Source organism: Acinetobacter sichuanensis (assembly GCF_003024515.2).
In the GTDB taxonomy this organism is placed as follows: domain Bacteria; phylum Pseudomonadota; class Gammaproteobacteria; order Pseudomonadales; family Moraxellaceae; genus Acinetobacter; species Acinetobacter sichuanensis.
This window is the reverse complement of record NZ_PYIX02000010.1, coordinates 84,507-110,776: the sequence shown is the minus strand read 5'-3', so window position 1 is coordinate 110,776 and position 26,270 is coordinate 84,507. Positions and strand designations below refer to the sequence as shown.

27 protein-coding genes are annotated in these 26,270 nt (G+C 35.6%); 16 read left to right on the top strand and 11 right to left on the bottom strand.

Features of this window, described 5'->3' with window-relative positions:
- Positions 1 to 878: 878 nt before the first annotated feature.
- Both C9E89_RS08660 and C9E89_RS08655 read right to left on the bottom strand, forming a co-directional pair.
- Complete coding sequence (locus C9E89_RS08660; protein WP_107007850.1) at positions 879 to 1,232, bottom strand: hypothetical protein; 354 nt, start codon at positions 1,230 to 1,232, stop codon at positions 879 to 881.
- 257 nt (positions 1,233 to 1,489) lie between these two features.
- Complete coding sequence (locus C9E89_RS08655) at positions 1,490 to 2,191, bottom strand: 3'-5' exonuclease (protein ID WP_107007849.1); 702 nt, start codon at positions 2,189 to 2,191, stop codon at positions 1,490 to 1,492.
- A 701-nt stretch (positions 2,192 to 2,892) separates the two neighbouring features.
- Between C9E89_RS08655 and glyA the strand changes: the two genes are divergently transcribed.
- The 3 genes from glyA to C9E89_RS08640 all read left to right on the top strand — a co-directional run bounded on the left by glyA (position 2,893) and on the right by C9E89_RS08640 (position 5,144).
- Positions 2,893 to 4,146, top strand: a complete 1,254-nt coding sequence (gene glyA, locus C9E89_RS08650) for a serine hydroxymethyltransferase (protein ID WP_107007848.1) — start codon at positions 2,893 to 2,895, stop codon at positions 4,144 to 4,146.
- Between the two features lie 166 nt (positions 4,147 to 4,312).
- On the top strand, positions 4,313 to 4,717 hold the full coding sequence (gene rnk, locus C9E89_RS08645) for a nucleoside diphosphate kinase regulator (protein WP_107007847.1): 405 nt from the start codon (positions 4,313 to 4,315) through the stop codon (positions 4,715 to 4,717).
- Between the two features lie 154 nt (positions 4,718 to 4,871).
- The gene (locus C9E89_RS08640; protein ID WP_107007846.1) at positions 4,872 to 5,144 is read left to right on the top strand and encodes a hypothetical protein; all 273 of its coding nucleotides are present in this window, start codon (positions 4,872 to 4,874) and stop codon (positions 5,142 to 5,144) included.
- A gap of 4 nt (positions 5,145 to 5,148) precedes the next feature.
- Here the strand turns inward: C9E89_RS08640 and C9E89_RS08635 are convergent, their stop codons facing one another.
- The gene (locus tag C9E89_RS08635) at positions 5,149 to 5,478 is read right to left on the bottom strand and encodes a thioredoxin family protein (RefSeq protein ID WP_107007845.1); all 330 of its coding nucleotides are present in this window, start codon (positions 5,476 to 5,478) and stop codon (positions 5,149 to 5,151) included.
- A 122-nt stretch (positions 5,479 to 5,600) separates the two neighbouring features.
- On the opposite strand from C9E89_RS08635, the gene C9E89_RS08630 reads away from it, so the two are divergent.
- Positions 5,601 to 6,593: an NAD(P)H-quinone oxidoreductase gene (locus C9E89_RS08630; protein ID WP_107007844.1), complete on the top strand. Its 993-nt coding sequence runs from the start codon at positions 5,601 to 5,603 to the stop codon at positions 6,591 to 6,593.
- Positions 6,594 to 6,862: 269 nt separating this feature from the next.
- Complete coding sequence (locus C9E89_RS08625) at positions 6,863 to 7,366, top strand: hypothetical protein (protein ID WP_107007843.1); 504 nt, start codon at positions 6,863 to 6,865, stop codon at positions 7,364 to 7,366.
- A 60-nt stretch (positions 7,367 to 7,426) separates the two neighbouring features.
- Here the strand turns inward: C9E89_RS08625 and C9E89_RS08620 are convergent, their stop codons facing one another.
- Together C9E89_RS08620 and C9E89_RS08615 are read right to left on the bottom strand one after the other, a co-directional pair.
- Entirely contained in the window at positions 7,427 to 8,749 is a 1,323-nt protein-coding gene (locus tag C9E89_RS08620) for a hemolysin family protein (RefSeq protein WP_107007842.1), read from the bottom strand.
- Positions 8,750 to 8,876: 127 nt separating this feature from the next.
- Positions 8,877 to 9,866, bottom strand: coding sequence for a LysR family transcriptional regulator (locus tag C9E89_RS08615; protein WP_107007841.1), 990 nt, complete (start codon positions 9,864 to 9,866; stop codon positions 8,877 to 8,879).
- A 633-nt stretch (positions 9,867 to 10,499) separates the two neighbouring features.
- On the opposite strand from C9E89_RS08615, the gene C9E89_RS08610 reads away from it, so the two are divergent.
- On the top strand, positions 10,500 to 12,104 hold the full coding sequence (locus tag C9E89_RS08610; protein WP_107007840.1) for an isocitrate lyase: 1,605 nt from the start codon (positions 10,500 to 10,502) through the stop codon (positions 12,102 to 12,104).
- Between the two features lie 93 nt (positions 12,105 to 12,197).
- On the opposite strand, the gene C9E89_RS08605 is transcribed toward C9E89_RS08610, so the two are convergent.
- The gene (locus C9E89_RS08605; RefSeq protein WP_107007839.1) at positions 12,198 to 12,680 is read right to left on the bottom strand and encodes a copper resistance protein NlpE; all 483 of its coding nucleotides are present in this window, start codon (positions 12,678 to 12,680) and stop codon (positions 12,198 to 12,200) included.
- A gap of 402 nt (positions 12,681 to 13,082) precedes the next feature.
- Here C9E89_RS08605 and C9E89_RS08600 point away from each other — a divergent pair, with 402 nt between their 5' ends.
- Complete coding sequence (locus C9E89_RS08600; RefSeq protein WP_107007838.1) at positions 13,083 to 13,670, top strand: 1-acyl-sn-glycerol-3-phosphate acyltransferase; 588 nt, start codon at positions 13,083 to 13,085, stop codon at positions 13,668 to 13,670.
- Between the two features lie 50 nt (positions 13,671 to 13,720).
- Here C9E89_RS08600 and C9E89_RS08595 read toward each other — a convergent pair whose 3' ends face one another.
- Together C9E89_RS08595 and C9E89_RS08590 are read right to left on the bottom strand one after the other, a co-directional pair.
- Positions 13,721 to 14,080, bottom strand: a complete 360-nt coding sequence (locus C9E89_RS08595) for a hypothetical protein (RefSeq protein WP_107007837.1) — start codon at positions 14,078 to 14,080, stop codon at positions 13,721 to 13,723.
- Between the two features lie 125 nt (positions 14,081 to 14,205).
- The gene (locus C9E89_RS08590) at positions 14,206 to 14,937 is read right to left on the bottom strand and encodes a sulfite exporter TauE/SafE family protein (RefSeq protein ID WP_107007836.1); all 732 of its coding nucleotides are present in this window, start codon (positions 14,935 to 14,937) and stop codon (positions 14,206 to 14,208) included.
- A gap of 325 nt (positions 14,938 to 15,262) precedes the next feature.
- On the opposite strand from C9E89_RS08590, the gene C9E89_RS23275 reads away from it, so the two are divergent.
- The 8 genes from C9E89_RS23275 to C9E89_RS08555 all read left to right on the top strand — a co-directional run bounded on the left by C9E89_RS23275 (position 15,263) and on the right by C9E89_RS08555 (position 20,751).
- Positions 15,263 to 15,400, top strand: a complete 138-nt coding sequence (locus C9E89_RS23275) for a hypothetical protein (RefSeq protein WP_171405104.1) — start codon at positions 15,263 to 15,265, stop codon at positions 15,398 to 15,400.
- Entirely contained in the window at positions 15,393 to 15,827 is a 435-nt protein-coding gene (locus tag C9E89_RS08585) for a CopG family ribbon-helix-helix protein (RefSeq protein ID WP_107007835.1), read from the top strand. The genes C9E89_RS23275 and C9E89_RS08585 overlap by 8 nt, the downstream gene beginning before the upstream one ends.
- Positions 15,828 to 15,842: 15 nt before the next feature.
- A complete protein-coding gene (gene atzF / locus C9E89_RS08580) occupies positions 15,843 to 17,651 on the top strand; it encodes an allophanate hydrolase (protein WP_107007834.1) in 1,809 nt (602 codons plus the stop codon).
- On the top strand, positions 17,648 to 18,667 hold the full coding sequence (locus tag C9E89_RS08575) for an ABC transporter substrate-binding protein (protein ID WP_107007833.1): 1,020 nt from the start codon (positions 17,648 to 17,650) through the stop codon (positions 18,665 to 18,667). The genes atzF and C9E89_RS08575 overlap by 4 nt, the downstream gene beginning before the upstream one ends.
- Positions 18,668 to 18,808: 141 nt before the next feature.
- Complete coding sequence (locus tag C9E89_RS08570) at positions 18,809 to 19,309, top strand: tetratricopeptide repeat protein (protein ID WP_171405103.1); 501 nt, start codon at positions 18,809 to 18,811, stop codon at positions 19,307 to 19,309.
- Positions 19,287 to 19,739: a DUF6985 domain-containing protein gene (locus tag C9E89_RS08565; RefSeq protein ID WP_147305716.1), complete on the top strand. Its 453-nt coding sequence runs from the start codon at positions 19,287 to 19,289 to the stop codon at positions 19,737 to 19,739. The genes C9E89_RS08570 and C9E89_RS08565 overlap by 23 nt, the downstream gene beginning before the upstream one ends.
- Before the next feature lie 104 nt (positions 19,740 to 19,843).
- On the top strand, positions 19,844 to 20,368 hold the full coding sequence (locus tag C9E89_RS08560; RefSeq protein WP_107007830.1) for a hypothetical protein: 525 nt from the start codon (positions 19,844 to 19,846) through the stop codon (positions 20,366 to 20,368).
- Complete coding sequence (locus tag C9E89_RS08555) at positions 20,368 to 20,751, top strand: lysozyme inhibitor LprI family protein (protein ID WP_228199000.1); 384 nt, start codon at positions 20,368 to 20,370, stop codon at positions 20,749 to 20,751. The genes C9E89_RS08560 and C9E89_RS08555 overlap by 1 nt, the downstream gene beginning before the upstream one ends.
- A 61-nt stretch (positions 20,752 to 20,812) precedes the next feature.
- On the opposite strand, the gene C9E89_RS08550 is transcribed toward C9E89_RS08555, so the two are convergent.
- On the bottom strand, positions 20,813 to 21,544 hold the full coding sequence (locus tag C9E89_RS08550; RefSeq protein WP_107007828.1) for a carbonic anhydrase: 732 nt from the start codon (positions 21,542 to 21,544) through the stop codon (positions 20,813 to 20,815).
- A gap of 414 nt (positions 21,545 to 21,958) precedes the next feature.
- Here C9E89_RS08550 and C9E89_RS08545 point away from each other — a divergent pair, with 414 nt between their 5' ends.
- A complete protein-coding gene (locus C9E89_RS08545) occupies positions 21,959 to 23,260 on the top strand; it encodes a hypothetical protein (protein WP_147305715.1) in 1,302 nt (433 codons plus the stop codon).
- Between the two features lie 46 nt (positions 23,261 to 23,306).
- Here C9E89_RS08545 and gatB read toward each other — a convergent pair whose 3' ends face one another.
- Positions 23,307 to 24,782 carry an Asp-tRNA(Asn)/Glu-tRNA(Gln) amidotransferase subunit GatB gene (gene gatB, locus C9E89_RS08540; RefSeq protein WP_107007826.1) on the bottom strand — a complete coding sequence of 492 codons (1,476 nt, stop codon included), beginning with the start codon at positions 24,780 to 24,782 and terminating at the stop codon, positions 23,307 to 23,309.
- A complete protein-coding gene (gatA, locus tag C9E89_RS08535; RefSeq protein ID WP_107007825.1) occupies positions 24,782 to 26,260 on the bottom strand; it encodes an Asp-tRNA(Asn)/Glu-tRNA(Gln) amidotransferase subunit GatA in 1,479 nt (492 codons plus the stop codon). The genes gatB and gatA overlap by 1 nt, the downstream gene beginning before the upstream one ends.
- Between the last annotated feature and the right edge of the window lie 10 nt (positions 26,261 to 26,270).

The following is a 26,270-nucleotide window of genomic DNA, read 5'->3' as shown; positions in this document are numbered from 1 at the left end:
ATCATAAGAGTCTTGATGCTCTTCAATATATACGTCTTGATTGAAATCATCTTCAGGAAACTCTTGATTCTCTATTGGGATCGGCTTCTTACTCATTTTCTTCTCACTGATCAAAAGTACACTGTTAGTTTAGTTTGTGATCAGAAATAGAAAAGAGGGTAAAAATAGGAAAGCGTCAAAAGTTGTCGTGATATTTGAAAAACAGTTTGGCGAATTTAAGGTTAAATTTTAGATAGTGGTAGAGCCATGGTTCCATTTTTTTGTTTTTCTTTGATGTGTGATAAAATGATCATATCAAAAGAAGAAAAACGAAAGCACTTTTATTTTTTACGGTAGTTATTGCGGTATATTTTAAAATCAATATTATTTTAGTTATAACAAACAATTACTTATGTTATTTTTCTTGTGTCCGCTGGGCGCACCATATTTTTATTTCAGTTTTAGTCTATATCTTATTGTTTTTCTATTAAATATTATTTTTGAATGTTTACATTTCATCATTTTAATCTTGTATAAAATGAAATTTCATCGTGTTTATTTAAAATAAGTTAAAAATAGTCAATATAAGTTATAGCTCGTATTTTAAACAGACAATATTTTATAGCTGAAAAATGATGATTACAATGAGAATTTCTTTATGAACTTGTGCTGAAATGTTAAGCAATATTGCTCTGTTTGATTTCTTCATTTATATTTAAATCATAGTAGATCGTTAAGATGCTACAAAATAGTTGGACAGATCAATGACAGCTTATTGAATTTGCAACAGATGTTCAGATGAGAAATAAGCACTAGCTTTCCAACCTAAAGAGCTCACAGAAATGTGAGCTTTTTCATGTTTAAAAACAATATAAAACAAAGTTAATCTGAAACTAAAATCACTCTGAAAAATAAGATAATTCAACATCATATCGTTTAAATTCATGAATGAGTTGTTTGATGAAGTTTAATGTAAGTGATGAATTAAAATCACGAGTTATAATTTTTGCTTGGGTATTTTCGGTGTATTCTAATTGAGTCATTTGCCAATCTAAAGAATTTTGCATTTGTTGCAGATATAGACTGCGTAATTGTAAATGATCTGAAATTTGAGAAGGAATCACATGTGTGATTGCAAGTTGAATAGGCATACATTCAGCAATATCACGAAAAGTAATGACCCAATTGCCAATTTTATTCAGTTGCATTGGATTATCACAAGCTGAAAAACGTAAAAAATGTATTTGGTTCATATGGTATATCCCCTTGAATCAAAAAAGTTATACATGTTCAGCAGTAAAATGTAGATGCAGCTAAAGTGCTGAAATAATGAGTGAAAATATATTTGTAAATATTTAAGTATTGTAAATTATTGAATTTATAGATTAAATTAAAAATGGCTTAGCGTTAAAAACGCTAAATCAACATAAAAATACAATTATTTAGGGGCTATTTTAGTTATCAAAATGACATATAGCATGCCATTCTGATTTACATTAAGGTAAAGTTTTTAAAGGGTAATTATTGCACTATTTTCCAGTGCTTTACGTAAATAAGGGTCAAGGTCATCTTGTTTGAGTAACCATTTCGTATAATCAGGTGGTAAGTCAGCAATTGCTGTACCACGATGTTTACCAAAATTGATACTACGAGGAATACGTGCATCTTCAGACGCTGCAAATAATTCTTCAATATTTTGAATTTTAAGATGATGAATAATATGCATTAAAATATTTGCAGTTAAAATAATATCAGCATCTGCACGGTGAGCACCTTTTAACATGGTACGTGCTTTTTCACTGCCTTTACTGATCTGATAAATCAATGCTGAAATATTATGTGCTTCGGCATCAGGCCAAACTAGGCGAGCAAGAGCAAGTGTACAAATCGCTTTAATATGAGATGTATCTACACCGCATTGCTGAATAGCACGAATATCATAGTCAATATTATGACCAATCATATAGATCGTATCTGTAGGAAGCTTAAATGTAGAAAAATCGGGTTGACCTACTAAGTCAGATTCTAAAATATGATGAACAGCCATAGAGGCATAAGAAATTTTTTCCTCGCCAATACTATAAAGTTGATCAAAAATTTGTTCACGATCTAAACTTAATTTTCCTTGATCAAGTTGGATCGGTGCATAAGCAATTTCAATGGGCAAGCCATTTAAGGTATGTGTTTCTGTATCAAGAATAATAGCTTGCATGACATATTCCAAAAGAATCAGGAGAATATCCCTACTTTAGCACTGGATTTTTCGTTGTTACAAATATTATTGATCAATTTAATGGATATTTATTATTTTAAATGATTGAGTAAAATGATCATCACCATATCAAAGTAAACATGAAATATAGCCTAAGTATTCTTTTTGGTAGTGTTTTAAAATTATGCTGATGACATTTGATATTAAATTCTCATTCAATCTATAAAAGTAAACTTAACGGAGTGATGCTATCGCAGGCGACATGGATGTCGCCGTTGGGTAAGGGTGATAGGGACATCCTCTTTAGCCAACAAAGGATTTTTGTTACTTTTTATCCTTAAAAAGTAAGGCACTGCCTACGCAAATGAGTTTGAATTTTGCAATATAAATGGGGGTAGTACAAAATATATTTTACTGATTTATTCAATGGACAAATCAGCAAACATTTTAGAACACTACCAAATTGTTTATCAAAAAATAAACACAGTAAAGCGTTTGTTTTATTTATTTTAAGCATTAAAAACAGTTTACTTTGAATCCAATAAGTTAATTTGACCCTTATATAAGATATTTGTTTCAATCTGACGATATTTTTATGACAAACTGAGCAAAGTTCATTCTCTTTATTTAAAAACTTCATGCTACAATATGCGCCAATCTTAGCACGGCTTAAAAGCCCTACATTTCATAGGACCTCGCTAATGTTTGCCAATATCTCTATTGCTGAATTTGACCCAGAATTAGCTCAAGCTATCTCTAACGAAGATGTGCGTCAAGAAGCTCATATTGAGCTAATCGCTTCTGAAAACTATTGCTCACCAGCAGTTATGGAAGCTCAAGGTTCAAAGCTCACTAACAAATATGCAGAAGGCTACCCAGGCAAACGCTACTATGGCGGTTGTGAATATGTAGACGTGATTGAACAATTGGCAATTGATCGTGCTAAAGAATTATTTGGCGCTGACTATGCTAACGTTCAACCACATGCAGGTTCTCAAGCGAACTCAGCAGTTTACTTAGCGCTTCTTAATCCTGGTGATACAGTATTAGGTATGAGCTTAGCGCATGGTGGTCACTTGACACATGGTGCGAAAGTAAGCTTCTCTGGTAAAACGTATAATGCAATTCAATATGGTTTAAACCCAGAAACTGGTGAAATCGATTATGAAGAAGTTGAGCGTTTAGCTGTAGAACATAAACCACGTATGATTGTGGCTGGTTTCTCTGCTTATAGCCAAATCGTTGATTGGCAGCGTTTCCGTGAAATCGCAGATAAAGTAGGTGCTTACCTTTTTGTCGATATGGCTCACGTTGCTGGTTTAGTTGCTGCGGGTGTTTACCCAAGCCCAGTACAAATTGCTGATGTAACAACAACGACTACACATAAAACTTTACGTGGTCCACGTTCTGGTTTAATCCTTGCGAAAGCAAATGAAGAAATCGAGAAAAAATTACAATCAGCAGTATTCCCTGGTAACCAAGGTGGTCCATTGGTTCATGCTGTTGCAGCTAAAGCAATCTGCTTTAAAGAAGCAATGTTGCCAGAATATAAAGAATATCAAAAACAAGTTGTAGTTAATGCTAAAGCAATGGCTGAAGTGTTGATCGCACGTGGTTATGATGTTGTATCTGGTGGTACTGAAAACCATTTATTCTTATTATCTTTGATTAAACAAGATATTACAGGTAAAGAAGCTGATGCTTGGTTAGGTGCAGCTCACATTACTGTGAACAAAAACTCTGTACCAAATGATCCACGTTCACCATTTGTGACTTCTGGTATCCGTATTGGTACACCAGCAGTGACGACTCGTGGTTTTGGCGAAGCTGAAGTACGTGATCTTGCGGGTTGGATTGCAGACATTCTTGATGCAAAAGGTGATGAAGCTGTTATCAATACCGTGAAAGCGAAAGTTGAAGCGGTATGTGCTAAATTCCCAGTTTACGCAAAATAAGTTTCGACTTGAGAAAAGCCCCTCAAAGGGGCTTTTTTTATAGCTTTAAAAAAATCCAGTATTATTCAATTGCTCAATTTTCTGATATAACTTGATGAAGAGATTTTGAATATTTTTTGTTTTTATTGCTTTTAAAATAGCATCTAAATTAAAGGAAATTAGCTAGATGGCTCAGCCTAATATTATTATTTCAGAACAAGACTTACATCGTTTAGAAACGATGTTAGAGAATCAGGCTAAATTGACTCCAACTATGGAACATTTAGAAGAAGAACTGGCTCGTGCTGAAGTTGTTACTCCACAAGATATTCCAACGAACATTGTAACGATGAATGCAAAAGTATTAATCACCATTGCTCCTGCAAAAGAAGCAACGGAAATTACGTTGGTCTATCCACATGACTTTCGTGGTGAAAAAGGGCAAGTCAATGTTGTTGCTCCAATTGGTGCTGCGATTTTAGGTTTAGCTGAGGGACAAGAAATTGAATGGCCACAGCCCGATGGTCATACGATGAAGGTAAAAATTGAAAAAGTGATTTATCAACCTGAGCGTGAAGGTGACTTCTTATAAGTTTTAAAGCCATCATTTGATGGCTTTGTTTTTAATAGATCATCTAAAAATAAAATGATAAAAATCATAAATTAGTGAATAAAATAACATTTGATTATTTTTGTGATGTTTCATATAAATCTTTCTCTATATAATATTTAAAAGAGAGGGATTTATGAAAAAAATATTATTTTTAATGGGGTTGCTTTTAACATTTTCTGTGAATGCTAAACAAAATAATGAAAGTGTAGATGCGATTAAACAGAAAATTATTCAACAATCAATTGAGGCTTATTCTGGCAATTGTCCTTGCCCATATAACACAGCATCAAATGGAAGTCGTTGTGGTAAACGGAGTGCTTATCATCGAGCGGGTGGATATGCGCCATTATGTTATCCAGAAGATGTCACCACTAAAATGATACAAGCTTATAAAGCCAGAAAATAAAGTCTTAGGTGTGGGCTTGCAGAATTTTGCTATATTCCATTAAAGTTTTAACGCCAGCTATACGTTGTATAATTTGCCCTTGTTGAAAAATCAGGGTCGAAGGTAAACCATAGACATTATAACGTAAGGTTAAAATAGGGGATTGATCAATATTAATAATACCGAACTTAATTTCGGGATGTGATTTTGCAAAGTTTTGAGCGAGTTGCTCAAATACTGGAAAATTTTGTGTACATGGCGCACACCATTCTGCATAAAAGCGAATAACTGCCAGACCATCAAACCATTCAAACTCGTGATAGTTATCTTCATTATATTCAAACATATTATTCATAAGTGATGACGATCAAATTTTGAAATAGAAAGTTGATTATACATAAGTCCACAGTTCTTCATTCTCAACAAACTTTATGTTCAAATACAAATCATATGAAAATTCATGAATAAGGAAAGTGAATGTCACAAGCAATCATGCAACAGATCATTATTACTGAGCCAGGCGGTATTGAAAAATTAGCATACGAAACTGTTTCAACACCAACAGCAAGTACAAATGAAGTTTTAGTTAAAATACACGCATTTGGAATTAATCGACCAGATATTTTACAGCGTCAAGGTTTATATCCTATGCCAAAAGGAGTGACACCTGTACCAGGCTTAGAGGTTGCGGGAGAGGTCATTGAGGTTGGTGCTGATGTGACCAACTTTAAAGTGGGTGATCGTGTATGTGGTTTAACCAATGGTGGGGGATATGCACAGTATTGTGTGGTGCCTGATAGCCAAACTTTGCATATTCCACAAGGTGTAAGCTTTGTACAAGCAGCCGCGATTCCTGAAACATTCTTTACTGTTTGGGCAAATGTTTTTCAAATGGCAAGAGCCAAAGCAGGTGAAACGGTACTTGTTCATGGTGGAGCAAGTGGTATTGGAACAACAGCTTTGATGCTATGTCAGTCTTTAGGAATAAAAACTTTTGCCACTGTCGGCACAGATGAAAAAGTACAGGCATTGGCAAGTTTAACCGATGCAATTAATTATAAAACTCAAGATTTTGAACAGGTTATTCAAGATAAAACGGATAATGCGGGTGTGGATGTTATTTTAGATATGGTCGGTGCACCTTATTTAGATAAAAATTTAAATTTATTACGTCGTGATGGTCGTTTAGTTTATATCGCCTTTTTAGGTGGGGCAAAAGCCAAAGATGTGAAACTAGGTCAAATTATGATGAAGCGTTTGACGATTACAGGCTCAACAATGCGAGCAAGAAATAGCGCAGAAAAAGCTGAGATTGCTCAAGGTTTAGAGCAACATGTTGTTCCACTTTGGGAAAAAGGTGAATGTTTGCCAATGATTTATCGGACTTTTAAGTTTGATCAAATTCAAGATGCCCATGCGGTGATGGATACAGGTGAACATATTGGTAAGATTGTGGTAGAAGTTATTTAAATGATGAAAACCCTCTTTTTATTTTATAAGAAGAGGGCATCATTAAGATGCAGATAGGAATTTAGGCTTGCACGGATTTATTGAGCAAACTTGATGGTTTTTTAGAAGTTAGAATGAAGATTCATTTTGAACAATAAAATGCTTTAAAGACATTTTTAAGAGTCAATTTTCTATTTTTCTAAAGGTATTTTATATTTCGGTATTTTATCTCTGATTTAATTTTAAAATTATGCGAAAATATAACATTCTATTTTATATTTAGGACTCCCATGACAGATTCTTCTGCATCATTAAGTGATATTGAAATTTTAGATATTTTACAGTCAATGAAATCTGACGAATTAAATGTCGAAGCAAAAAAAATCATTCGTGATGGCGGAAAAGCAGGGCGTCAAGAAGCACATAAGCAAGCTTTGGTCGCTTTACATCATAGTTTTGAAGAAAAATTTGTTGAAGCTGTCACTTTGGCATTGCATTTAAATGAAGCTCAAGCAAAAAAAATTCGCTATAAAAAAGACCGTATTCGTATTTTAAAAGCAAAAGGAATTGAATATTTAGAGATTGATGGTGCAGAAACTGCACAAGTCTTATCACAAGTAGCTCAAGCTATTTTACGTGAAGATGCAACAGTAACTCATGATTTACATAATATCTTTTCTTTTTGGAAAGAAGGTTGGCCAATGGTGCAATTTGACAATGCGTTTAAATTGTTAGATGAAGATATTATGATTCACTATCAAGCTGTACTTGATCGTTTAATCGAAAAGAAATAATAAAAAACAGTCATATAAAAAGCACCATATATTGGTGCTTTTTAGTTGAAAATGATCGTTTTATTCTTCTGTTGGTGGCTCAGCTTCATTTCTTTCAAGTAAACGTGTCACAAGTAATTGGTCAATTTTAAAATGATCAACGTCTACAACTTCAAATTTATAACCATCAAAAATCACAGTATCAGCAGGGCGAGGAATTTTTCGTAATTTATACATCATAAATCCTGCAAGCGTTTCATAGTTTTCATCATCAGGCATTTCATCTAGCGCAAGCGCATGCTTGAGATCTTCAATAGGTGTACTACCATCGATCAGCCATGAATTATTATCACGTTTGATAATTTGTTGATCTGCTTCAATTGGGGTAACCCAGTCGCCCATGACCGTAATCATAATATCTGACAAAGTAATCACACCAACAACCAAAGCATATTCATTAATAACCACAGCGAATTTTTCTTTGGTTGAGCGAAAACGATCAAGTAGTTCTGATAAGGTTAAAGTGTCAGGAATCGTTAAAACATTACGAATCGTATTTTCATTGAGTTGCAGAAGAGATTGATTATTTAAAATTCGTACTAAAATATCTTTGGCATCTACATAACCAATGACATCATCAATATTATTATTACACACCAAAAACTTAGAGTATGGATATTCAGCGAGTTTTTGGCGAATGCTTTCTTCTGACTCTTTTAATGTGAAAAATACAACATTTTCACGAGTCGTCATACTTGAGGGAACATTACGTTCTTCAAGCTCAAATACATTTTCAATAAAATGATGTTCTTGTTTTTGTAAGACACCTGCTTGCGCACCTGCATCCATCACGGCAGAAATATCATCAAAAGTAATATTATCTTCACGTGTTGTATTGACCTTAAATAAGCGAAATAACAGGTTTGCAATGGCATTGATACACCAAGCCAAAGGTTTACATACCACAATAAATATTTGAATTGGATTAATAACAGAAACAGCAATTTTTTCAGGTGCAATCATTGCCATACGTTTTGGCATTAAGTCTGCAAATAAAATAAAGAGTGATGTAACTAATGTAAATGATAATGCAAAACTAATGGTTTCTGCCCAAGGACCTATATAAAAGCGTGAAACAAAATCAAGAAAATAAGGACGAAAAGCCCCTTCACCCAAAATACCACCTAAAATGGCAACAGCGTTCAGTCCAATTTGGGAAGCAGCAAAGAAATCAGCAGAATTTTCTTGCAAGTCTAGGACTTTCTGCGCACGTTCATCACCCGATTCTGCAAGGATTTTAAGTTTAACTTTACGTGCACCAGCAAGGGCAATTTCTGTTAAAGATAAAAAACCTGCACCTGCAATCAGCAAGATGATGATAATAATATTCTGAAGAAGGCTCACGAATCACCTGTGGATCGTCATTATTATGAATGTTTTTAACACAAAAACAGCTTAGGGAGTAGTAACCACCCTAAGCACTTTGAAAAGTATAATATTGATAAGCGAAGAATTTAAGAAATATTATGCTTTAATAGTGTGAAAATTGAGAATTGTTAATTAAAAATTCACGGTTTTCTTCTTCTATCATTTGTCGTGCTACATATAAAATCAGTTGGCGTAACCAGCGATGAGCAGGATGATGATGGAGTAAAGGACACCATGCCATTTTTAACTCAAATTCAGGAATATAAAAAGGTGGGTCTTTAATTAAAAGATTTTGGCTTTTGGCTTGTAAACGTGCAATACGTGTTGGCAATGTTGCAACCAAGTCAACATTAGAAGCTAAAAGTGCTGGCATTTGATAATGACGGGTAAAGACAGAAATTTTACGTTTTTGACCAATACGTTCTAAAGCTTGATCAATCCAACCTAATCCTGCTTGTTTCTCTGGATTTACACCGAAACCAACACCCATACCCGTTTTAGAAACCCAAATATGCTGTGCATCTAAATAACTTTTTAAATTTAAATTACTTGCAGCAGGGTGTTTACCATTTAGTAAGCAAGAAAAGCTGTCACGCCAAACAAGAACTTGATGAAAGCTTTGTGGAATTTCATTAAAACGATTGATGGCTAAATCAACTTTACCTTGTTCCATATCACGATAGGACACATCACTTGGCGTTAAAAAGTCTAAAACCACATTGGGTGCTTCAGAACGTAAGGCTTTGACTAAGCGAGGAACAAGGGTTGCCTCAGCATAGTCAGAAGTCATGATACGAAAAACACGATTTGAGGTATAAGGTCGAAACTCTGTGCGTGGTTCCAAAATCATTGACAAATCTGACAATGCATCTCGAATACGCGGTTGTAATTCTAAAGCACGTTCTGTGGGAGTCATCCCTTCAGAAGAACGAATCAAAAGCGGATCATTAAATAAATTACGCAAACGTCGTAAAATATTACTCATAGCAGGTTGGGTAACACCAAGCTGTTCTGCGGCACGGGTAACGTTCTTTTCACGCAAAAGTACATCAAGGTAAATTAATAGATTGAGGTCAACCCGCTCAAGATTCATATAAAAAATACCGAAAATAAATTTTTGAAATCACATTGAATTATGCCATAAGCAAATAGTTTTGTGTTAAATCATGATAAAAAAACATCATTCTAAGCCGCATCAAGAAAATTAAAAATTTGTTTTCATCTATTTTCAAATTGTTTTATCGAACAGGTTTGATATTGCAAATTGCCTTAAATCATAGAACTTAACGCATTGAGAAAGATTTATAATTTTTTAGCTTTCTTTTTAAGCATACAAAAAGACATTTACATTGTTTATTTAGACTAAAATATATGCGTTGAAAAATTAAATGAGCATGATATGACAAAAAAATAGTAAGGCTCGACTTAAGTCTAATAAGCTGTAAATTTTAAACTTGTATTATTTGTAAGCAAAAAAGTCAATATGGGTTTTAATTTAATTCATTTAAAATCAATGTATTAATAAATTGAAACATAATTATAATACGACTTTGATCTATATATTTTTTAAATAAATACTGAGAATTAACGCAAAATATTGGATTAATTTTAGGAGTCAATCTAAGCTAAGTCCATAACAACGAAGCGTACTAAATCTGAACAAATAGATAGTACTAGATTTAGCGATTCGATGGATGAAATCCTAATATTATTACAGGAACATATCATGTCTACATATTTATCAGCGATTGAAGCAATCCGCGAATTAAAAGCAAAATTCGGTGCAACTTGGCGCGATATTAGCCCAGAAGACGCTGCGCGTATGCAAATGCAAAACCAATTCAAAACTGGTTTAGACATCGCTAAATACACTGCTGCTATTATGCGTCGTGATATGGCTGCTTATGATGCAGATTCTAGCAAATACACTCAATCATTAGGTTGCTGGCACGGTTTCATCGCACAACAAAAAATGATTGCGAACAAAAAATACTTCGGTACAACTGAACGCCGTTATATCTACCTTTCAGGTTGGATGGTTGCTGCACTTCGTTCAGAATTCGGTCCACTTCCTGACCAATCTATGCACGAAAAAACTTCAGTACCTGCTTTGATCGAAGAAATCTATACTTTCCTTCGTCAAGCTGATGCAAAAGAATTAAACGATTTATTCCGTGCATTGAAAAAAGCACAAGAAGCTGGCGACACTGCTAAAGCTACTGAAATCACTGCTCAAATCGATGGTTTCCAAACTCACGTTGTGCCAATTATTGCGGACATCGATGCTGGTTTCGGTAACGAAGAAGCAACTTACTTACTTGCTCGTAAAATGATCGAAGCTGGTGCTTGTGCACTTCAAATCGAAAACCAAGTTTCTGACGCTAAACAATGTGGTCACCAAGCTGGTAAAGTAACTGTTCCACACGAAGACTTCATCGCTAAAATCCATGCATTACGTTATGCATTCTTAGAAATGGGTCTTGATGACGGTATCATCGTTGCGCGTACTGACTCTGAAGGCGCTGACTTGACTCAAAAAATCCCAGTGGTTAAAGAGCCAGGCGACATCGCTTCTCAATATATCAGCTACTTAGACACAACTGAAATCAGCATCGAAGAAGCTCAAGAAGATGAAATCTTGATCAAACGTGATGGTAAATTACACCGTCCTAAGCGTTTAGCTTCTGGTTTATATCAGTTCCGTGCTGACACTCAAATTGACCGTGTTGTACTTGACTGTGTATCTAGCCTTCAAAATGGTGCGGATCTTCTTTGGATCGAAACTGCGACTCCAAACGTTGAAGAAATCGCTCACATGGTTAACCGTGTTAAAGAAACAGTTCCAAATGCGAAACTTGTTTATAACAACTCTCCATCGTTCAACTGGACTTTAAATTTCCGTCAACAAGCGTATGACCGTTGGGTTGCTGAAGGTAAAGACGTTTCTGCTTACGACCGTGCTAAATTAATGAGCGCTGAGTACGATGCGACTGAATTAGCTGCTGATGCTGATGAAAAAGTACGTACATTCCAAGCGGATGCTTCTCGTGAAGCGGGTGTGTTCCATCACTTGATCACACTTCCTACTTACCACACAGCTGCTCTTTCTACGCATGAGCTTGCTCAAGGTTACTTCGGTTCTGAAGGTATGTTGGCTTATGTTGCTGGTGTACAACGTAAAGAAATCCGTGGCGGTATCGCTTGTGTTAAACACCAAGCAATGGCTGGTTCGGACATCGGTGATGATCACAAAGAAATCTTCTCTGGTGACAATGCTCTTAAAGCGCATGACGATGCTAAAAACACAATGAACCAATTCGCTGCTCACTAAGTCGCGATCTGATTCGAAAAACCCAGCGAAAGCTGGGTTTTTTATTGTGATCTCATCATTGTAAATAAGTGGTGATGATTCGACTATGATGGATTAGTTTAATTCTTTTGCTAATTTATAATGTTCAGCGATAGGACCTTCAATTTTTGTACCTGTTTCACGATTGCGTGCCTCAAGAAAATTTTCTCCTACAAAGAATTTTCGTTCATCTGCATTTTTATCTAAAGTAATGATTGAGCCTGTCGAATCAAAAGTGAATTTGCCTTTAGATTCAAATTTTTTCTCGTCACCTTTGCCGCCTTTATATTCTTCTTCTAATTCAAAAGTATGGTCAGCATTTAGTTTTAGCTCTGTCTCAATACCTTCGCAATCTGCACAAGGAAGTAGCCCTTTATATGTCCCATCCCAATCAAGACTATTTTGTGCGTTATGAGCTGTATCAGCAGGGGAAACAACTTGAGTATTGGTTGCTTGAGAAGCCACATTATTCGTATAGTTCGTGCTATCTTCATTAGGTTTATTACAGGCAGTTAATATAAAACTTGAAAGACTAAGGATAAGAAGAGTTTTTTTCATTGTACACCTGATATTGAGTATTAAGTTGGATTTGAATCATTTAAGCGTAAATCAAAAAACCATAAAACATGTTGTGAAAAGGATGAACTCCTGTAAAAAAGTGCAATATTTTTAATGTGATAGATATCTCTATTTTGATTTTTTTATTTAATTTATCGTAGTTTTAATGATTTATTACAAATCTATGAAAAGATATTTTTTATTACTAAATTATCTCTATATGAAAAAGTAAATATAAAATATTTGGATATTTTTTAATAAGCTTTCATAAATAATCATCTTTAAAAATAATAATTTACAGTTGTAGTTTAACTGCTTTTAATTTGAGCTAGGGCTAGTTTTTTCTACATAAACTGTTGCTACAATTCGCAAAATTTTTATATTTATAATTGTGGTGTATTTATGTTCGAGAAGTTGGCAGAACAAAGTCTTGGGGCAATGCGGTGGGAAATTGATAATCATTGGGACTTAACGATTGATCAATGTGTCATGATCGCAGCGCCGCATACCAGTAATTGGGATGCATTGTATGCACGTTTAGCATTGAAAGCATTGGGTGTTAATGTACGTCTGACCATTAAAGACAGTTATATGAAATTGCCTTTTGGACCTTTTGTCCGTGCAATGGGAGGGATCGGGATTGATCGTCGACCTAAAAAAGAAGGTGAGGCTCGTCCAAGTATGGTTGAGTTGATGACAGATTTATTTAAAACGCATCCAAAACTGGTAATGTTGGTAACACCAGAAGGTACTCGCGCAAAACAAGAAAAATGGAAAACGGGTTTTTATCATGTTGCTGTAAATGCAGGTGTACCGATAGCCTTGGCTTATATGGACTATGAAAAGAAAAAAACAGGTATTGGAAAAATTGTTTATCCATCAGGTGATTATGAGCGAGATATGGCAGAAATCATGGAATTTTATGCACAAATTAATCCTAAATTTCCTGAATTATTTAGTGTCGATACACGCTATTTTTCTAAAAAATAATAGAGCTTAGAAAGAAAAAGACAGCAAATATGCTGTCTTTTTTATGTCTTTTAAAGCGGGGTAGACTCAGGGTCAATCATACTCGAGCTTTCATTATTTTGTACGCCGCCTAAAGCTTCGCATGCAGATTTATAAACATCATATTGTTGCTGCACAACATGGTCTAAGGGAATTTTAAATAACACATCACCCGATTTGTAACTGTCGATATAAGCACTTGCTTTTTCACGACTTAATGCTAAAGCACGTTCATGATAAGATGTGATTGGACTATGTGCTAATTGTGTGCTTTCAATATTTTTACATTCAAATTGACTAAGTAACTTTTCTGCTGATTTTATTTCTTTAGATGTACCAAGTGCACAACCCGTGAGCAGAAGAAATAAACTTAATAAAAATGAGCGTTTCATCACAAAAACAGTATAAAAATGAGGATCAAAATTATATGCCTAATATATTGAATTAAATAGATGGATTTTTGAAATTATTAAAAATAATTGTATTTGTCTTGTCTTTTATTATTGAAAATCAGCGCTTAAAATAAGGATGAAATGGTTAAAAATAAACCAGAACAAAATAATAAACTCAGTACAATATGTTTAAACTGTTTTTCTGAGATTTTATAAAATAGTTGAGCACCTAAAATTGCAGGAATACTTACTGTTAAAATTAATATAAAGATATAGGGTAAATGACTGAAATTTATTGTTTCTTTCCAGATGTAAATCAAAATTGTAAACATTTGAATCGCAAAATTAAAATGACGCAAAATATAACGTTGTTGTTCTTTAGATAATTGTTTGAGCATGACCCATGCTGAAGGTAAGGCGCCACAAAAACCACCTAATCCACCTAAAATTCCACCAATAAAACCAATGAGACTGTCTGCTAATTTTCCCATTTTAATAATAGATGGAAAAGTCGGCGCAAAATAAATAATAGGGCACCAAATGATAAGAAATAAACCTAATACGATTTTGAAAATATCTTGATGAATATAATGTAATAAGGCTGTGCCTAGAGGTACGCCTATTATACCTGCAATAAGATAAGGCTTAACCAATGAAAATGGTAAATGTTGTTTGGGTTCTTTGGCAAAAGAAATAAAATGACTCCAAAGTGAAGCAAAAACGACTAAAGGTGCTGCAATTTGTGGAGGTAAAACCCAGATCCAAAAAGACATTGCGACTAAGGCAAAAGCAAAACCTGTTAGCCCTTGTACAAAACCTGCAACAATTGCACCTAAAGCAAAGATCAGCCAAGTCATATCAAGGAAAAGTCACGATGGAAAAAACAAACATATCCAAACATCATTATCATTAAAAGTTAATGCATTTATTTTAAAGTATTTTGTAGCGCTAAGTTAAAAACTTTATGCTGTATAAGTCATATCTAAACCCATAATTAAAATAAACCATTGATGACTTTTTTGCACTTCGATTACGCATTTTAGGACATAAAAATATTTTTGCCCAAAAAATAAGCATACTTTACTGAGTTTTCCGCTTTAAATTGTCTAAAAAATTGGCACACTTTCTGCATTTCTCTAGGTATTACTAAATCGTAAATTGGTAATACCTAAGGAGCAGCGCATGAGTACAACTGTCAGACAAAAGCATTTGCATCTATTTAAAAAATTTTTCATTGACTTATTCAGTGCACGTGCAGGTTTACATATTAAACAGAATCTTTCGTCTCATTCGATACAGGAAGAACAAAACAGTGCTTAAAACAAAGTTAGCTCGTATCAGTATTACTGTGCCAGAAGCGACACTGACTGCACTCGATCAAAAAATTGTTGATCAGCATTATGAAAGTCGGTCACAAGCGATCGTGGATATGATTCATCAACATCTTATTGCTGAACAAGAAAACTCTAATGCAGTCATGGTAGGAACATTAACACTTTTATACGATGTAGTTCAGTATTCATTAAGGAGTCAACTTATTGATTTACAGCAACAATTTTTAGATCAGGTGGTGAGTTCATTACATATTCAGCTTGATCAACAAAAAATTTTACAAGTGATGTTAATGCAAGGTGCAAGCATCGAACTTCAGCAGATCAGTCAGAAATTTATTGCATTAAAAGGCGTGATCAAAGGGCATCTTGAATTAATGGATGCGGTAATGCCGCCAATTCCACAGAATAGTTAACATAAGGGTGATAGTGTGAAAAATTTATGGACGATCCAAGATTGGAAAACAGCATACGCTCAACAACAGATTCAGCTTGATGACTTGATCAGTTACGTCGATCATCTCAAAAATGATGATCATGCTTGGATTGAAATCGCATCTCATGAACAGATACAGGCACAAATCGAAATTCTAAAAAATAAAGATATGAATGATTTAGCTTTGTATGGTGTGCCATTTGCAGTAAAAGATAATATTGATGTTGCTGATTTTCATACAACTGCTGCATGTCAATCTGCTCAGTATTTAGCGACTACAGATGCTGTGGTGATTGCTCAATTAAAACAAGCGGGTGCGGTTGTTGTGGGCAAAACGAATTTGGATCAATTTGCGACAGGTCTCGTTGGAGTGCGTTCACCTTATGGTGCTGTGAAAAATAGCTTTAATCCTGAATATATCAGTGGTGGTTCAAGTTCTGGTTCAGCAGTGCTCGTGGCAAATGGCATTGTTCCGTTTAGTTTAGGCACAGATACAGCAGGTTCGGGGCGAGTGCCTGCGGGGCATAATAATATTGTCGGTTTAAAGCCAACAAAAGGCTGGTTTTCAAATACAGGGTTGATCCCAGCATGTCGTACCTTAGATGTTATTTCTATTTTTGCATTAACTGTAGATGATGCATGGCAAGTCGCACAGCTTATGCAGGCTTATGATGAAACAGATATTTATTCACGGCAGCATCCTGAAAATGTTGCAACCCGATTTACAAAAGGGAAAATAGCCATACCAGAACAACTCGAATTTTATGGCGATATTGAAGCTGAAAAGGCATTTCAAAGCGCCATAAAACGTGCTGAAAAATTAGGTTATCAGATTGAATCAATAGATTTTTCTATTTTTAATTTATTGGCAAAAGCATTATATAACGATGCATGGGTAGCAGAACGTACGATTGCTGTAGAGAAAATGGTCAATCGTGCGCAAACTCATCCTGTGATTGCTGAAATTATTGCACAAGCAGATCAATTTACCGCAGTAGATGCTTTAAAAGCAGAGTATCAACGAGCGGAATTAGCACGAAAAATTAATCTTGTATTGGCAAAGTTTGATGCCTTAATGGTGCCTACAGCACCGACTATTTATAAAATTTCAGAAGTAGAAGCAGATCCATTCATTAAAAATAGTCATATGGGAGCGTATACCAACTTTGTGAATTTTGCTGATTTATCAGCGATTGCATTACCCAATGTCATACGTGTTGATGGTCTACCTAGTGGGGTGACATTCATTGCACAAGCATGGATGGATCAAGCCTTAGCTCACTTTGCACAAACTTGGCAAGAAAATACTGAAGTTTATTTGGGTACATCAACGCAAAGATATCAAAGAACCCAACAGATCGAATCACAGCATTCAGTTCAGTTGGCAGTCGTTGGCGCACATTTAACAGGGATGCCACTCAACTTCCAACTAACAACACGAGGTGGAACGCTACGGAAAAAAACCTTATCAGCAGCGCATTATCAGTTATTTGCTTTAAAAAATACCCATCCACCTAAACCAGCTTTGCAATATATCCAACAAGATGGGCAAAAAATTGAATTAGAAGTTTGGGATATTCCACTCGCAACATTTGGTGAAATCGTGGCAGAAGTACCAGCACCGTTAGGTATAGGTAATGTGTTATTACAAGATGGTACTTGGGTCAAAGGTTTTATTTGTGAGAATTACGCTTTAACAGAGGCAATCAATATTAGTCATTTTGGTGGATGGCGAGCCTATATTCAATCTTTACAAACAACACAGCATCGTGCTCAAGATCATTCTATGGGGGAAGTTTCATGATTAAAAAAAGTCATATCGTGATTTCAGTCATGACAGTATTATTAAGTGGGTGTGATAATACTGCAAAAACGCCAGAAAAGCAGACCAATTCAAGCCATCAAGTTGATACCCATCCAATTACGATTGGTTATAGTGATTGGCCGGGATGGGTGGCTTGGCAAGTAGCGATTGAAAAGGGCTGGTTCAAAGAAGCAGGACTTAATGTTGATTTTAAATGGTTTGATTATTCTGCCTCAATCAATGCATTTTCAGCCAATCAACTTGATGCAGTCTCTGTTTCAAATGGTGATAGTTTGGTGATTGCTTCTGGTGGGACGCAAGGTGTTGTTGTTATGGCAACAGACTATTCAGCAGGAAATGATGTCATTATTGTGAAAGCAGGAGTGAATACATTGCAGGATTTAAAAGGTAAATCGGTTGCTGTTGAAAAAGGTTTGGTCGACCATTTACTGTTATCAACTGCATTAAAAGATGCTCAATTTAAAACATACGATGTTAAATTGGTTAATTCAGTCACCAATGAATTACCTCAAGTTTTTGCGAGTCCAGAAGTGGCTGCGATCGCTGTTTGGCAACCTGTCGCCAATCAAGCATTAAAATCTGTGGCGGGTTCTAAAGTCATTTATAGTTCTAAAGATAAAGCAGGACTGATTTATGACACTTTGACGGTCAATATGAGTCATTTGTCTACACATCAAGAAGAATGGAAAAAAATTATTCAAGTGTGGGATAAAACAGTGAAATATATTAATGATCCTGCGACCCGTGATGATGCGATTCAAATTATGGCAAATAAAGTCGGTGTTGCTCCTGCGCAATATGCACAATTTCTTGAGGGTACACATTTACTGGACTTATCTGCCAATAAAAAAGTATTTATTAAAAATAATGGATTTGATTCAATTTATGGTTCGACCTACCATGTGAATAAATTTAATGTGGAAAATGGTATTTATAAAACCGAAGTTGCAGTTGATGGTTTGATTTATCCCAAGTTAATTGAAGAATTGAAATAAATTAAATATCTAAAAAAGTATGTGATGTAAAAAAGGAGTTTAAATCTAAGCTCCTTTTTTTTATAAAGCTCAGTTTTTATGATATACATATTTGTTGAGCATCTGAGTTGATAAAGTTAAAAAATGATGTGTGAGTCATTGATGAAAAAGAAAAAATTGATCTTTATGGCGGTTTTGTTATTTACCAGTTCATGGAGTAGTGCGAATAATATTGAAATTAATACATTAATTAAAGCTGCAAAACAGGGTGAAATTGAAGCTCAAGCAAATTTAGGCAGTGCTTATCTATTTGGTGATTATGATCAGGAAACCAATTATAAAAAGGCAGCATATTGGTCTGAACGTGCAGCACAACAAGGCGATGCCAGTTCTCAATATAATCTTGCCATTATGTATTTTAGAGGAATGGGCGTAAAACAAAATCTTGAAAAAGCGTTTCACTATTATCAACAAGCTGCCGAACAAGGACATACAGATGCACAAATTCAACTTGCATTACGTTATTTATATGCTGAGGGAACACCTCAAAATGTCGAGCTAGCGCATCAATGGTATATAAAAGTAAAACAATCAGATACAGCAGATTTAACCCAATTTATACAAGAGTTTGAAGAGTCTTATGAGCGTATTCGGACAAAATAATATAGAGACTTTTCCTATATTTGGAACAATGAAATATCGTGGGTATTGGTTAGGTGATCTTACTTTATCTAGTTTTTCTGAAAAAGCTGAAGTCATTGTTCGGGCAAAACGGACAGGAATCTTGCCAGAGCAGATTGATGCCATGCAATTGTTACTCGATATGCAAGATCAAATCAAACAACAAGCAACAGATGCGATGTTCACACTTCATGAAGACATCGAACTGATGTATGAAAATTTGCAGGCGACAGAGGATATTTGGAAATTTTTAAAACTTTTTCAAATCGAAATCACAGATCAACATTATTATGGTGAAAAAGATAATAATATTGCGATTCTTTTGATTTTTCAGTCTTTATGGGAAAGCGAGTTTTGTCCTGCGATTGAGATAAAAAATGGGCAATGTGTTGCAGTGCTGTCAGGTACTTAAGTTTTTGCTACTCAACATATTATTCACACTAGTTACATAGTTCTAACAGGTCTATTTTAATAAATTATGCTAAAAAGAAAGCATATTTTACTGGAATTTGATCTATGTCACAGTTTGTTTTTTCTCATTTAAACCAAACAATTTCACACTATGCAAAATCTGCATTATTGGTCTGTACTTTATTGGGAACGACTCAATTTGCAGTTGCAGGGCAGGCAGTAGATCAACTAAGTGAATGTTTGGTGAAATCGACCACCGCAGCCGATAAAACTACTGTGTTGCAATGGACATTTACCGCATTGGCACAGCATCCCGATTTAAAAACTTTTGCGCATGTAACAGATGAACAAAAAACAGCTCTAGATAAAAATTTGGCGCAGACGCTACAACGCATTTTAACGGAACAATGTTCTACGCAAGCACAAGCCGTGATTAAGGCTGAAGGTTTGCAAGCGGTGGGGGAGAGTTTTCAAGAGCTAGGGAGTATTACGGGTGAGGAAATTCTAAAAACCCCTGAAATTAAACAGCAGTTAAATGGTGTGTTGAAATATATTGATTTGAATAAGTTAGTAGTGACATTCTTAACCCCTGATATTTGGAATAAATTGGGTGTGGTGAGAGATAAATGATGAAAAAATTACTCATAGCAAGTTCATTATTCATGCTTGGCTTACAAGCAAGCTATGCAGATTCTAAAATCAGTCAGCAGTACACAGCGTGTATGAATAAAGCAAGCAGTACAGTTAGCATGGTGCAGTGTACTTCGGTTGAAACAGCTCGTCAGGATGCGCGTTTAAACAAAGCCTATAATGGTTTAATGTCAAAGCTAAGTAAAACCCGTAAGCAAGAGTTACAAACAGCGCAGCGTTTATGGATTAAATATCGTGATGCCAATTGTAAGTTTTATGTAGACCCGAATGGCGGCTCGATTGCTCAAGTTAAAGGTGCGAATTGTGTCATGAATGAAACTGTAAAACGGGCGACTGAGTTAGAGAATTTGGCTGCACTTTGATCGGCAATAAGCGTAAAAGACCTGAATTTATCAGGTCTTTTTGTTGAATCAGATTATATTTTTATTCTAAAACAAGTCGAGCATTTTGTGCTTGAACAGGTCGATTATTTGGATGTTCCATAAGTTGAGCAAATGCTTTGATTTGTTTTGCAGAAGCTTGCTGAACGTCTTTGAGTACAATCCAACGCACACCTTCAGAACATGGCGGTGTAGTGAGTGAGCCATTAAAACGATAATACGCTAAATTTTCAGGTAAAAATGCAGTGGCAATATCTTGATGTTTTAATGCTGTGACATCACCTGCTTTTTTCGGAAGTTCTTTCCAAAGTTGAGCAAGTTTTTTGTTTTCTTTACCTTCTTCAAACATCACTGCAACAACGGTCAATTCGCCTTCTTTAGTGGCATGTACGAGATGCATTTCCATTGGATAAGATTTGCCATGAATCGTATTTTCACTTGGGCTATGTAAATGGAATTGTTTAAGTTCAAATTGTTTATTGTCTAAAGATAAAAAATTGCCTTCGTTGAAATTAATTTGTACTGTGCGTGCATTATTGATAATGCTTTTAGCAGTGGTGACATAATTGAATTTCAATGGAGGCAATTCTGCATCTACAGTTTGATCAATATTAATCGGAGATTGGTTGACACCTGAACAAGCTGCGTATTTTGTATTGAGGCTTGCCCAATGTGCAGGAGCTTGTTGGTCTGCATAGCCCCAATCTAAGTTTGCACCAGCAAATATTGTTTGAGTCGCAAAGAGCGTCATAACCGCTAAAGTTTTAAATTTCATGTCTAGCTCGAAATTATAGTGAAAATAAGAATGTCTATGGTGCAAAATTTATGCAACGACTGCAAAAATAATTGTGGTTTAAATCGTCAGCTAGAACCGAGTTAAAAAACTTTCTTATTTATATGTTGGTATTTTAGGCATCATTTTAAAAGTGAGTATTTAGTCGAAAAATTTTGATGATTTATAACGTGATTTTTCTTTTATGAATAGTAATATCCAGATTCTCAGGGAAATTGGGTACACCGTACCAATTGGCGATTTCACTATAAAGAAAGTCACACATAAAGAATGATTCGAAGAGGCGTACACGCCCAAGTTCTTCAAGTTTGTCGATTGAGGCTACTTTTTGATTGTTATCTTATTTAAGAAATGATCCTTTGTGATAGATTACATCATAAATTTAAGGGGGAAGAAATGAGTTATTTTTCTATTGATGAATCTATTGAAAATATTAAAAACCTATATACAAAAGAGTTATTCAAAGAAGTCTACTCTTCTTATGCGATGGGGAATTATAGATCTGCGACAGTTATGTTATGGTCGGTTGTAGTAACAGATCTTGTTCATAAGTTGAAAGAACTTGATAGTGTTTATAGTGATCCAAAGGCAAAACAGATTCTTCAGTATATTCAAGCAGAGCAAAAAAAAGATCCTAAATCTTCTAAATGGGAGTCTGAGATTATTGATAAGTTTTATAAAGAAATAAATTTTTTTGAAACTTTTGAAGTTGCTAATTTAGAGCATTTACAGAAAATGAGACATGTATCAGCTCACCCAGTAATTACGTCAACAGATTTATTGCACTCTCCTACAAAAGAGACAGTTTACAGCTTGATAAGAAATGCTCTAGAAAGCGTACTAACTAAAGAAGCTTTGTTTTCATCTAAAATTATTGATGTTGTGCTTAAAGATTTGAATACTATTAGAGATACTTTAGTAAGTTATGATCAAAGAGATCGTTATTTTTCTCATAAATTCCTTTCAAAAATGCCTAATGCGGTATTGCTCAAGTTCTTAAAGACATTATGGAAGTTTCTTTTTAGAGTTAATAATCCAGAAACAATACTCAATAAAGATATTAATTTGGATATTTTAAATAGTATCATTAATAGAAAAGAGCAGATTTTTATAGATTTTTTAAATAAAGAAAAAGATTTTATTTCTGATATTCAATTAGAGGATAATTTAAAAGAAAATCTACTTCATTTCTTATTGAACAATAGATGGTGTTTTGAATATTTTAGTGAAAACTCTATTCAAACTATAACTACAATTATTGAGACAAGTGATAGTAAGTTTCAGTTAATTAAGTTCAAGCGTATTATTGATTATATTGATTTTTTAATTAGAAGCTCAAATAATTATTCATTATCAAACTTTAATATTATCGAAGATGAAGCTGAGGAGTATAGTTGTAAAGATAAATTCTATGACTACTGTATTGAAGGATACTCTTTTGCAAGATCATTTGATTCAGCTGATGACAGATTTGATAAGTTAATACGTCCTTATTTCCAAAACTTTAGTTTTCAACAATTAAAAAATTTAGCTAGTAAGGCTAATCAAAATTCACAATGTTATGATAGAGGGCGTGCAAAAAGAGATCATAAATTAATTATTGAAAAAATATTAGAAAATGATCCAACATATGATTTTACAGGTTTAGATGGCTTTATGGATGGGAATGAATCACTGATTCCATCTTTAACCGATTAATAAGAAAACCCGCTCTAAAGCGGGTTTTCTTTTAAAAAAAATCAGATCAACCAATCAATTTTTTCATCAACTCATTCACTTGCGCAGGGTTAGCTTTCCCTTTTGCTGCTTTCATCACCTGACCAACAAGACCGTTAAAGGCTTTCTCTTTACCAGACTTATACTCCTCAACCATTTTTTCATTGGCTGCAAGTACTTCTTGAATCATCGCTTCAATTGCACCTGTATCAGTTTCCTGTTTCAAGCCTTTTTCCGCAATAATTTCGTCCGCAGTTTTGCCTTCATCCCACATAAAGCCAAACACTTGCTTCGCAATCTTACCGTTAATGGTGTTATCGACTATACGAGCAACCATACCGCCCAATTTCTCAGCAGAAACAGGCGAGTCAGCAAGTTCTAAGCTCGCTTTGTTCAAAGCAGCAGAGAATTCACCCATCACCCAGTTTGCCGCCACTTTACCTTGTGCAGCACCACCAGCAGCGTTCACCACATCTTCATAAAATTCAGACATTTCACGAGTCAAAGTCAGAACGTGGGCATCATACTCAGTCACACCAAAGTCAGCGATAAAACGCGCACGACGCGCTTTAGGTAACTCAGGCAACTCAGCACGAGCCGCTTCAATTTGCGCATCTGCAATGATCACAGGCAACAAATCAGGATCAGGGAAATAGCGGTAGTCGTTCGCTTCCTCTTTCGAGCGCATAGAACGTGTTTCCATCTTCACAGGATCAAACAAACGAGTTTCTTGGTCGATCTTACCGCCATCTTCCAAAATATCCATTTGACGTTCAATTTCAACATTGATCGCTTGCTCAATGAAACGGAACGAGTTGAGGTTTTTCAACTCACAACGTGTACCAAACTCATCACCCGGTTGGCGTAAAGACACGTTACAGTCAGCACGGAACGAACCTTCTGCCATGTTACCATCAGAAATACCTAACCAACGTACAAGCGTATGAATCGCTTTAATGTAGGCAACAGCTTCTTCAACCGAACGCATATCAGGTTCAGACACGATTTCTAAAAGCGGTGTACCTGCACGGTTTAAGTCGATACCTGACATGCCTTCAAATTGGTCATGAACCGATTTACCTGCATCTTCCTCAAGGTGTGCACGTGTTACGCCTATGCGTTTTACAGTGCCATCTTCAAGCTGAATGTCGATATGACCTAAGCCCACAATCGGGTTATCCATTTGGCTGATTTGATAGCCTTTTGGAGAGTCAGGATAGAAATAGTTTTTACGTGCAAATACCGAAGCTTGGTCAATGTACGCATCGATTCCCAAACCAAAGCGAATGGCAAGATCAACCACTTCTTTGTTTAGAACTGGCAATACACCCGGCATTGCCAAATCAACAAGGCTCGCTTGAGTATTTGGGTCTTGACCGAAAGTGGTTGAAGAACCTGAAAAAATTTTAGAATTTGTTGCAAGTTGCGTATGGATTTCGATCCCAATAACGACTTCCCAACCATGAATCAAGAGTGATTTTGGTTTAGCTGCATTCTTTGACATTATGCATTCTCCTCCGCAATTGCCGCACGTTTGCTATGCCAATCGGTTGCTTGTTGATACTGATGCACAACAGAAAGCAGTTGAGATTCTGACCAATAATGACCAATCAATTGTAAGCCAACAGGAAGTTGGTTCGCATCAAAACCAACAGGTGCATTGATGGCAGGTAGACCTGCTAAGTTCACAGCAAGTGTATAAATGTCGCCCAAATACATTTCAGTTGGGCTTAAGTTTGCACCAATTTTATAGGCTGTGGTTGGCGCAGAAGGGGCAGCAATCACATCCACAGATTCAAATGCTTTTAAGAAGTCTTGTTGGATTAAACGACGAACTTTTTGTGCTTTGACATAGTACGCATCGTAATAACCTGCAGAAAGTGCATAAGTTCCAATTAAGATACGACGTTGAACTTCTGTACCAAAACCTTCAGAACGTGAGCGTTTATATAAATCCATCAAATCAACAGGATTTTCTGCACGGTAGCCATAACGCACACCATCAAAACGGGACAAGTTTGAAGATGCTTCCGCAGGTGCGATTAAGTAATACGTTGGAACATAAGCTTCTGTCATGTTGAGATCAATCTCAACTAGAACTGCGCCCATTTCTTCTAATTTTTTAAGAGATTCTTCAACACGTGCTTTTACGTCTGCATCCAAACCTGCAACATTGAAGTATTGCTTTGGAATACCAATACGTAGACCTTTAACTGCTGTAGCATTTAAATTAGCAACATAGTCATCAACATCTTTTTCAACTGAGGTTGAGTCTTTGGCATCATGACCTGCCATCACATTCATCAAATAAGCACAGTCTTCAGCAGAACGTGCCATTGGACCACCTTGATCCATAGATGATGCATAAGCGATCATACCAAAACGTGAAACACGACCATAGGTTGGTTTTAAACCGGTTAAACCACAGAATGACGCAGGCTGACGGATCGAACCGCCTGTATCTGTACCTGTAGAAAAAGGGGCAAGATCAGCAGCAACCACCGCAGCAGAACCACCAGAAGAACCACCCGGAACATGTTCTAGGTTCCAAGGGTTTTTGGTTGCGCCATAAAATGGGTTTTCAGAAGTTGAACCCATGGCAAACTCGTCCATATTCACTTTACCTAAAGTGATTAGACCTGCGGTTTTACCTTTGGCAACCACAGTTGCATCATAAGGTGAAATGAAGTTGTCGAGCATTTTAGAACCCGCAGAGGTTTTAATGCCTTGGGTACAAAAAATATCTTTGTGGGCAATCGGTACACCCGTTAAAACAGTTGCATTACCTGTTTTAATCGCAGTATCTGCTGCATCAGCTTGGGCTAAAGCTTGTTCAGCCGTTACCGTAATATACGATTTAACTTGTGTATCAATTTTTGCGATACGGTTTAAATAGTGTTGTGTCAATTCGCGTGATGAAAACTGAGCGGTTTTTAAGCCTTCAGCCATTTCACGAATAGATAAGCGGTGTAAATCAGTCATGGGAACAATT

Excerpts from the sequence above, each read along its gene's own strand:
- C9E89_RS08660 (WP_107007850.1), bottom strand. The coding sequence starts at position 1,232 with ATGAACCAAATACATTTTTTACGTTTTTCAGCTTGTGATAATCCAATG.
- C9E89_RS08655 (WP_107007849.1), bottom strand. The coding sequence starts at position 2,191 with ATGCAAGCTATTATTCTTGATACAGAAACACATACCTTAAATGGCTTG.
- glyA (WP_107007848.1), top strand. The coding sequence starts at position 2,893 with ATGTTTGCCAATATCTCTATTGCTGAATTTGACCCAGAATTAGCTCAA.
- rnk (WP_107007847.1), top strand. The coding sequence starts at position 4,313 with ATGGCTCAGCCTAATATTATTATTTCAGAACAAGACTTACATCGTTTA.
- C9E89_RS08640 (WP_107007846.1), top strand. The coding sequence starts at position 4,872 with ATGAAAAAAATATTATTTTTAATGGGGTTGCTTTTAACATTTTCTGTG.
- C9E89_RS08635 (WP_107007845.1), bottom strand. The coding sequence starts at position 5,478 with ATGAATAATATGTTTGAATATAATGAAGATAACTATCACGAGTTTGAA.
- C9E89_RS08630 (WP_107007844.1), top strand. The coding sequence starts at position 5,601 with ATGTCACAAGCAATCATGCAACAGATCATTATTACTGAGCCAGGCGGT.
- C9E89_RS08625 (WP_107007843.1), top strand. The coding sequence starts at position 6,863 with ATGACAGATTCTTCTGCATCATTAAGTGATATTGAAATTTTAGATATT.
- C9E89_RS08615 (WP_107007841.1), bottom strand. The coding sequence starts at position 9,866 with ATGAATCTTGAGCGGGTTGACCTCAATCTATTAATTTACCTTGATGTA.
- C9E89_RS08610 (WP_107007840.1), top strand. The coding sequence starts at position 10,500 with ATGTCTACATATTTATCAGCGATTGAAGCAATCCGCGAATTAAAAGCA.
- C9E89_RS08605 (WP_107007839.1), bottom strand. The coding sequence starts at position 12,680 with ATGAAAAAAACTCTTCTTATCCTTAGTCTTTCAAGTTTTATATTAACT.
- C9E89_RS08600 (WP_107007838.1), top strand. The coding sequence starts at position 13,083 with ATGTTCGAGAAGTTGGCAGAACAAAGTCTTGGGGCAATGCGGTGGGAA.
- C9E89_RS08595 (WP_107007837.1), bottom strand. The coding sequence starts at position 14,080 with ATGAAACGCTCATTTTTATTAAGTTTATTTCTTCTGCTCACGGGTTGT.
- C9E89_RS08590 (WP_107007836.1), bottom strand. The coding sequence starts at position 14,937 with ATGACTTGGCTGATCTTTGCTTTAGGTGCAATTGTTGCAGGTTTTGTA.
- C9E89_RS23275 (WP_171405104.1), top strand. The coding sequence starts at position 15,263 with ATGAGTACAACTGTCAGACAAAAGCATTTGCATCTATTTAAAAAATTT.
- C9E89_RS08575 (WP_107007833.1), top strand. The coding sequence starts at position 17,648 with ATGATTAAAAAAAGTCATATCGTGATTTCAGTCATGACAGTATTATTA.
- C9E89_RS08570 (WP_171405103.1), top strand. The coding sequence starts at position 18,809 with ATGAAAAAGAAAAAATTGATCTTTATGGCGGTTTTGTTATTTACCAGT.
- C9E89_RS08565 (WP_147305716.1), top strand. The coding sequence starts at position 19,287 with ATGAGCGTATTCGGACAAAATAATATAGAGACTTTTCCTATATTTGGA.
- C9E89_RS08560 (WP_107007830.1), top strand. The coding sequence starts at position 19,844 with ATGTCACAGTTTGTTTTTTCTCATTTAAACCAAACAATTTCACACTAT.
- C9E89_RS08555 (WP_228199000.1), top strand. The coding sequence starts at position 20,368 with ATGAAAAAATTACTCATAGCAAGTTCATTATTCATGCTTGGCTTACAA.
- C9E89_RS08550 (WP_107007828.1), bottom strand. The coding sequence starts at position 21,544 with ATGAAATTTAAAACTTTAGCGGTTATGACGCTCTTTGCGACTCAAACA.
- C9E89_RS08545 (WP_147305715.1), top strand. The coding sequence starts at position 21,959 with ATGAGTTATTTTTCTATTGATGAATCTATTGAAAATATTAAAAACCTA.
- gatB (WP_107007826.1), bottom strand. The coding sequence starts at position 24,782 with ATGTCAAAGAATGCAGCTAAACCAAAATCACTCTTGATTCATGGTTGG.
- gatA (WP_107007825.1), bottom strand. The coding sequence starts at position 26,260 with ATGACTGATTTACACCGCTTATCTATTCGTGAAATGGCTGAAGGCTTA.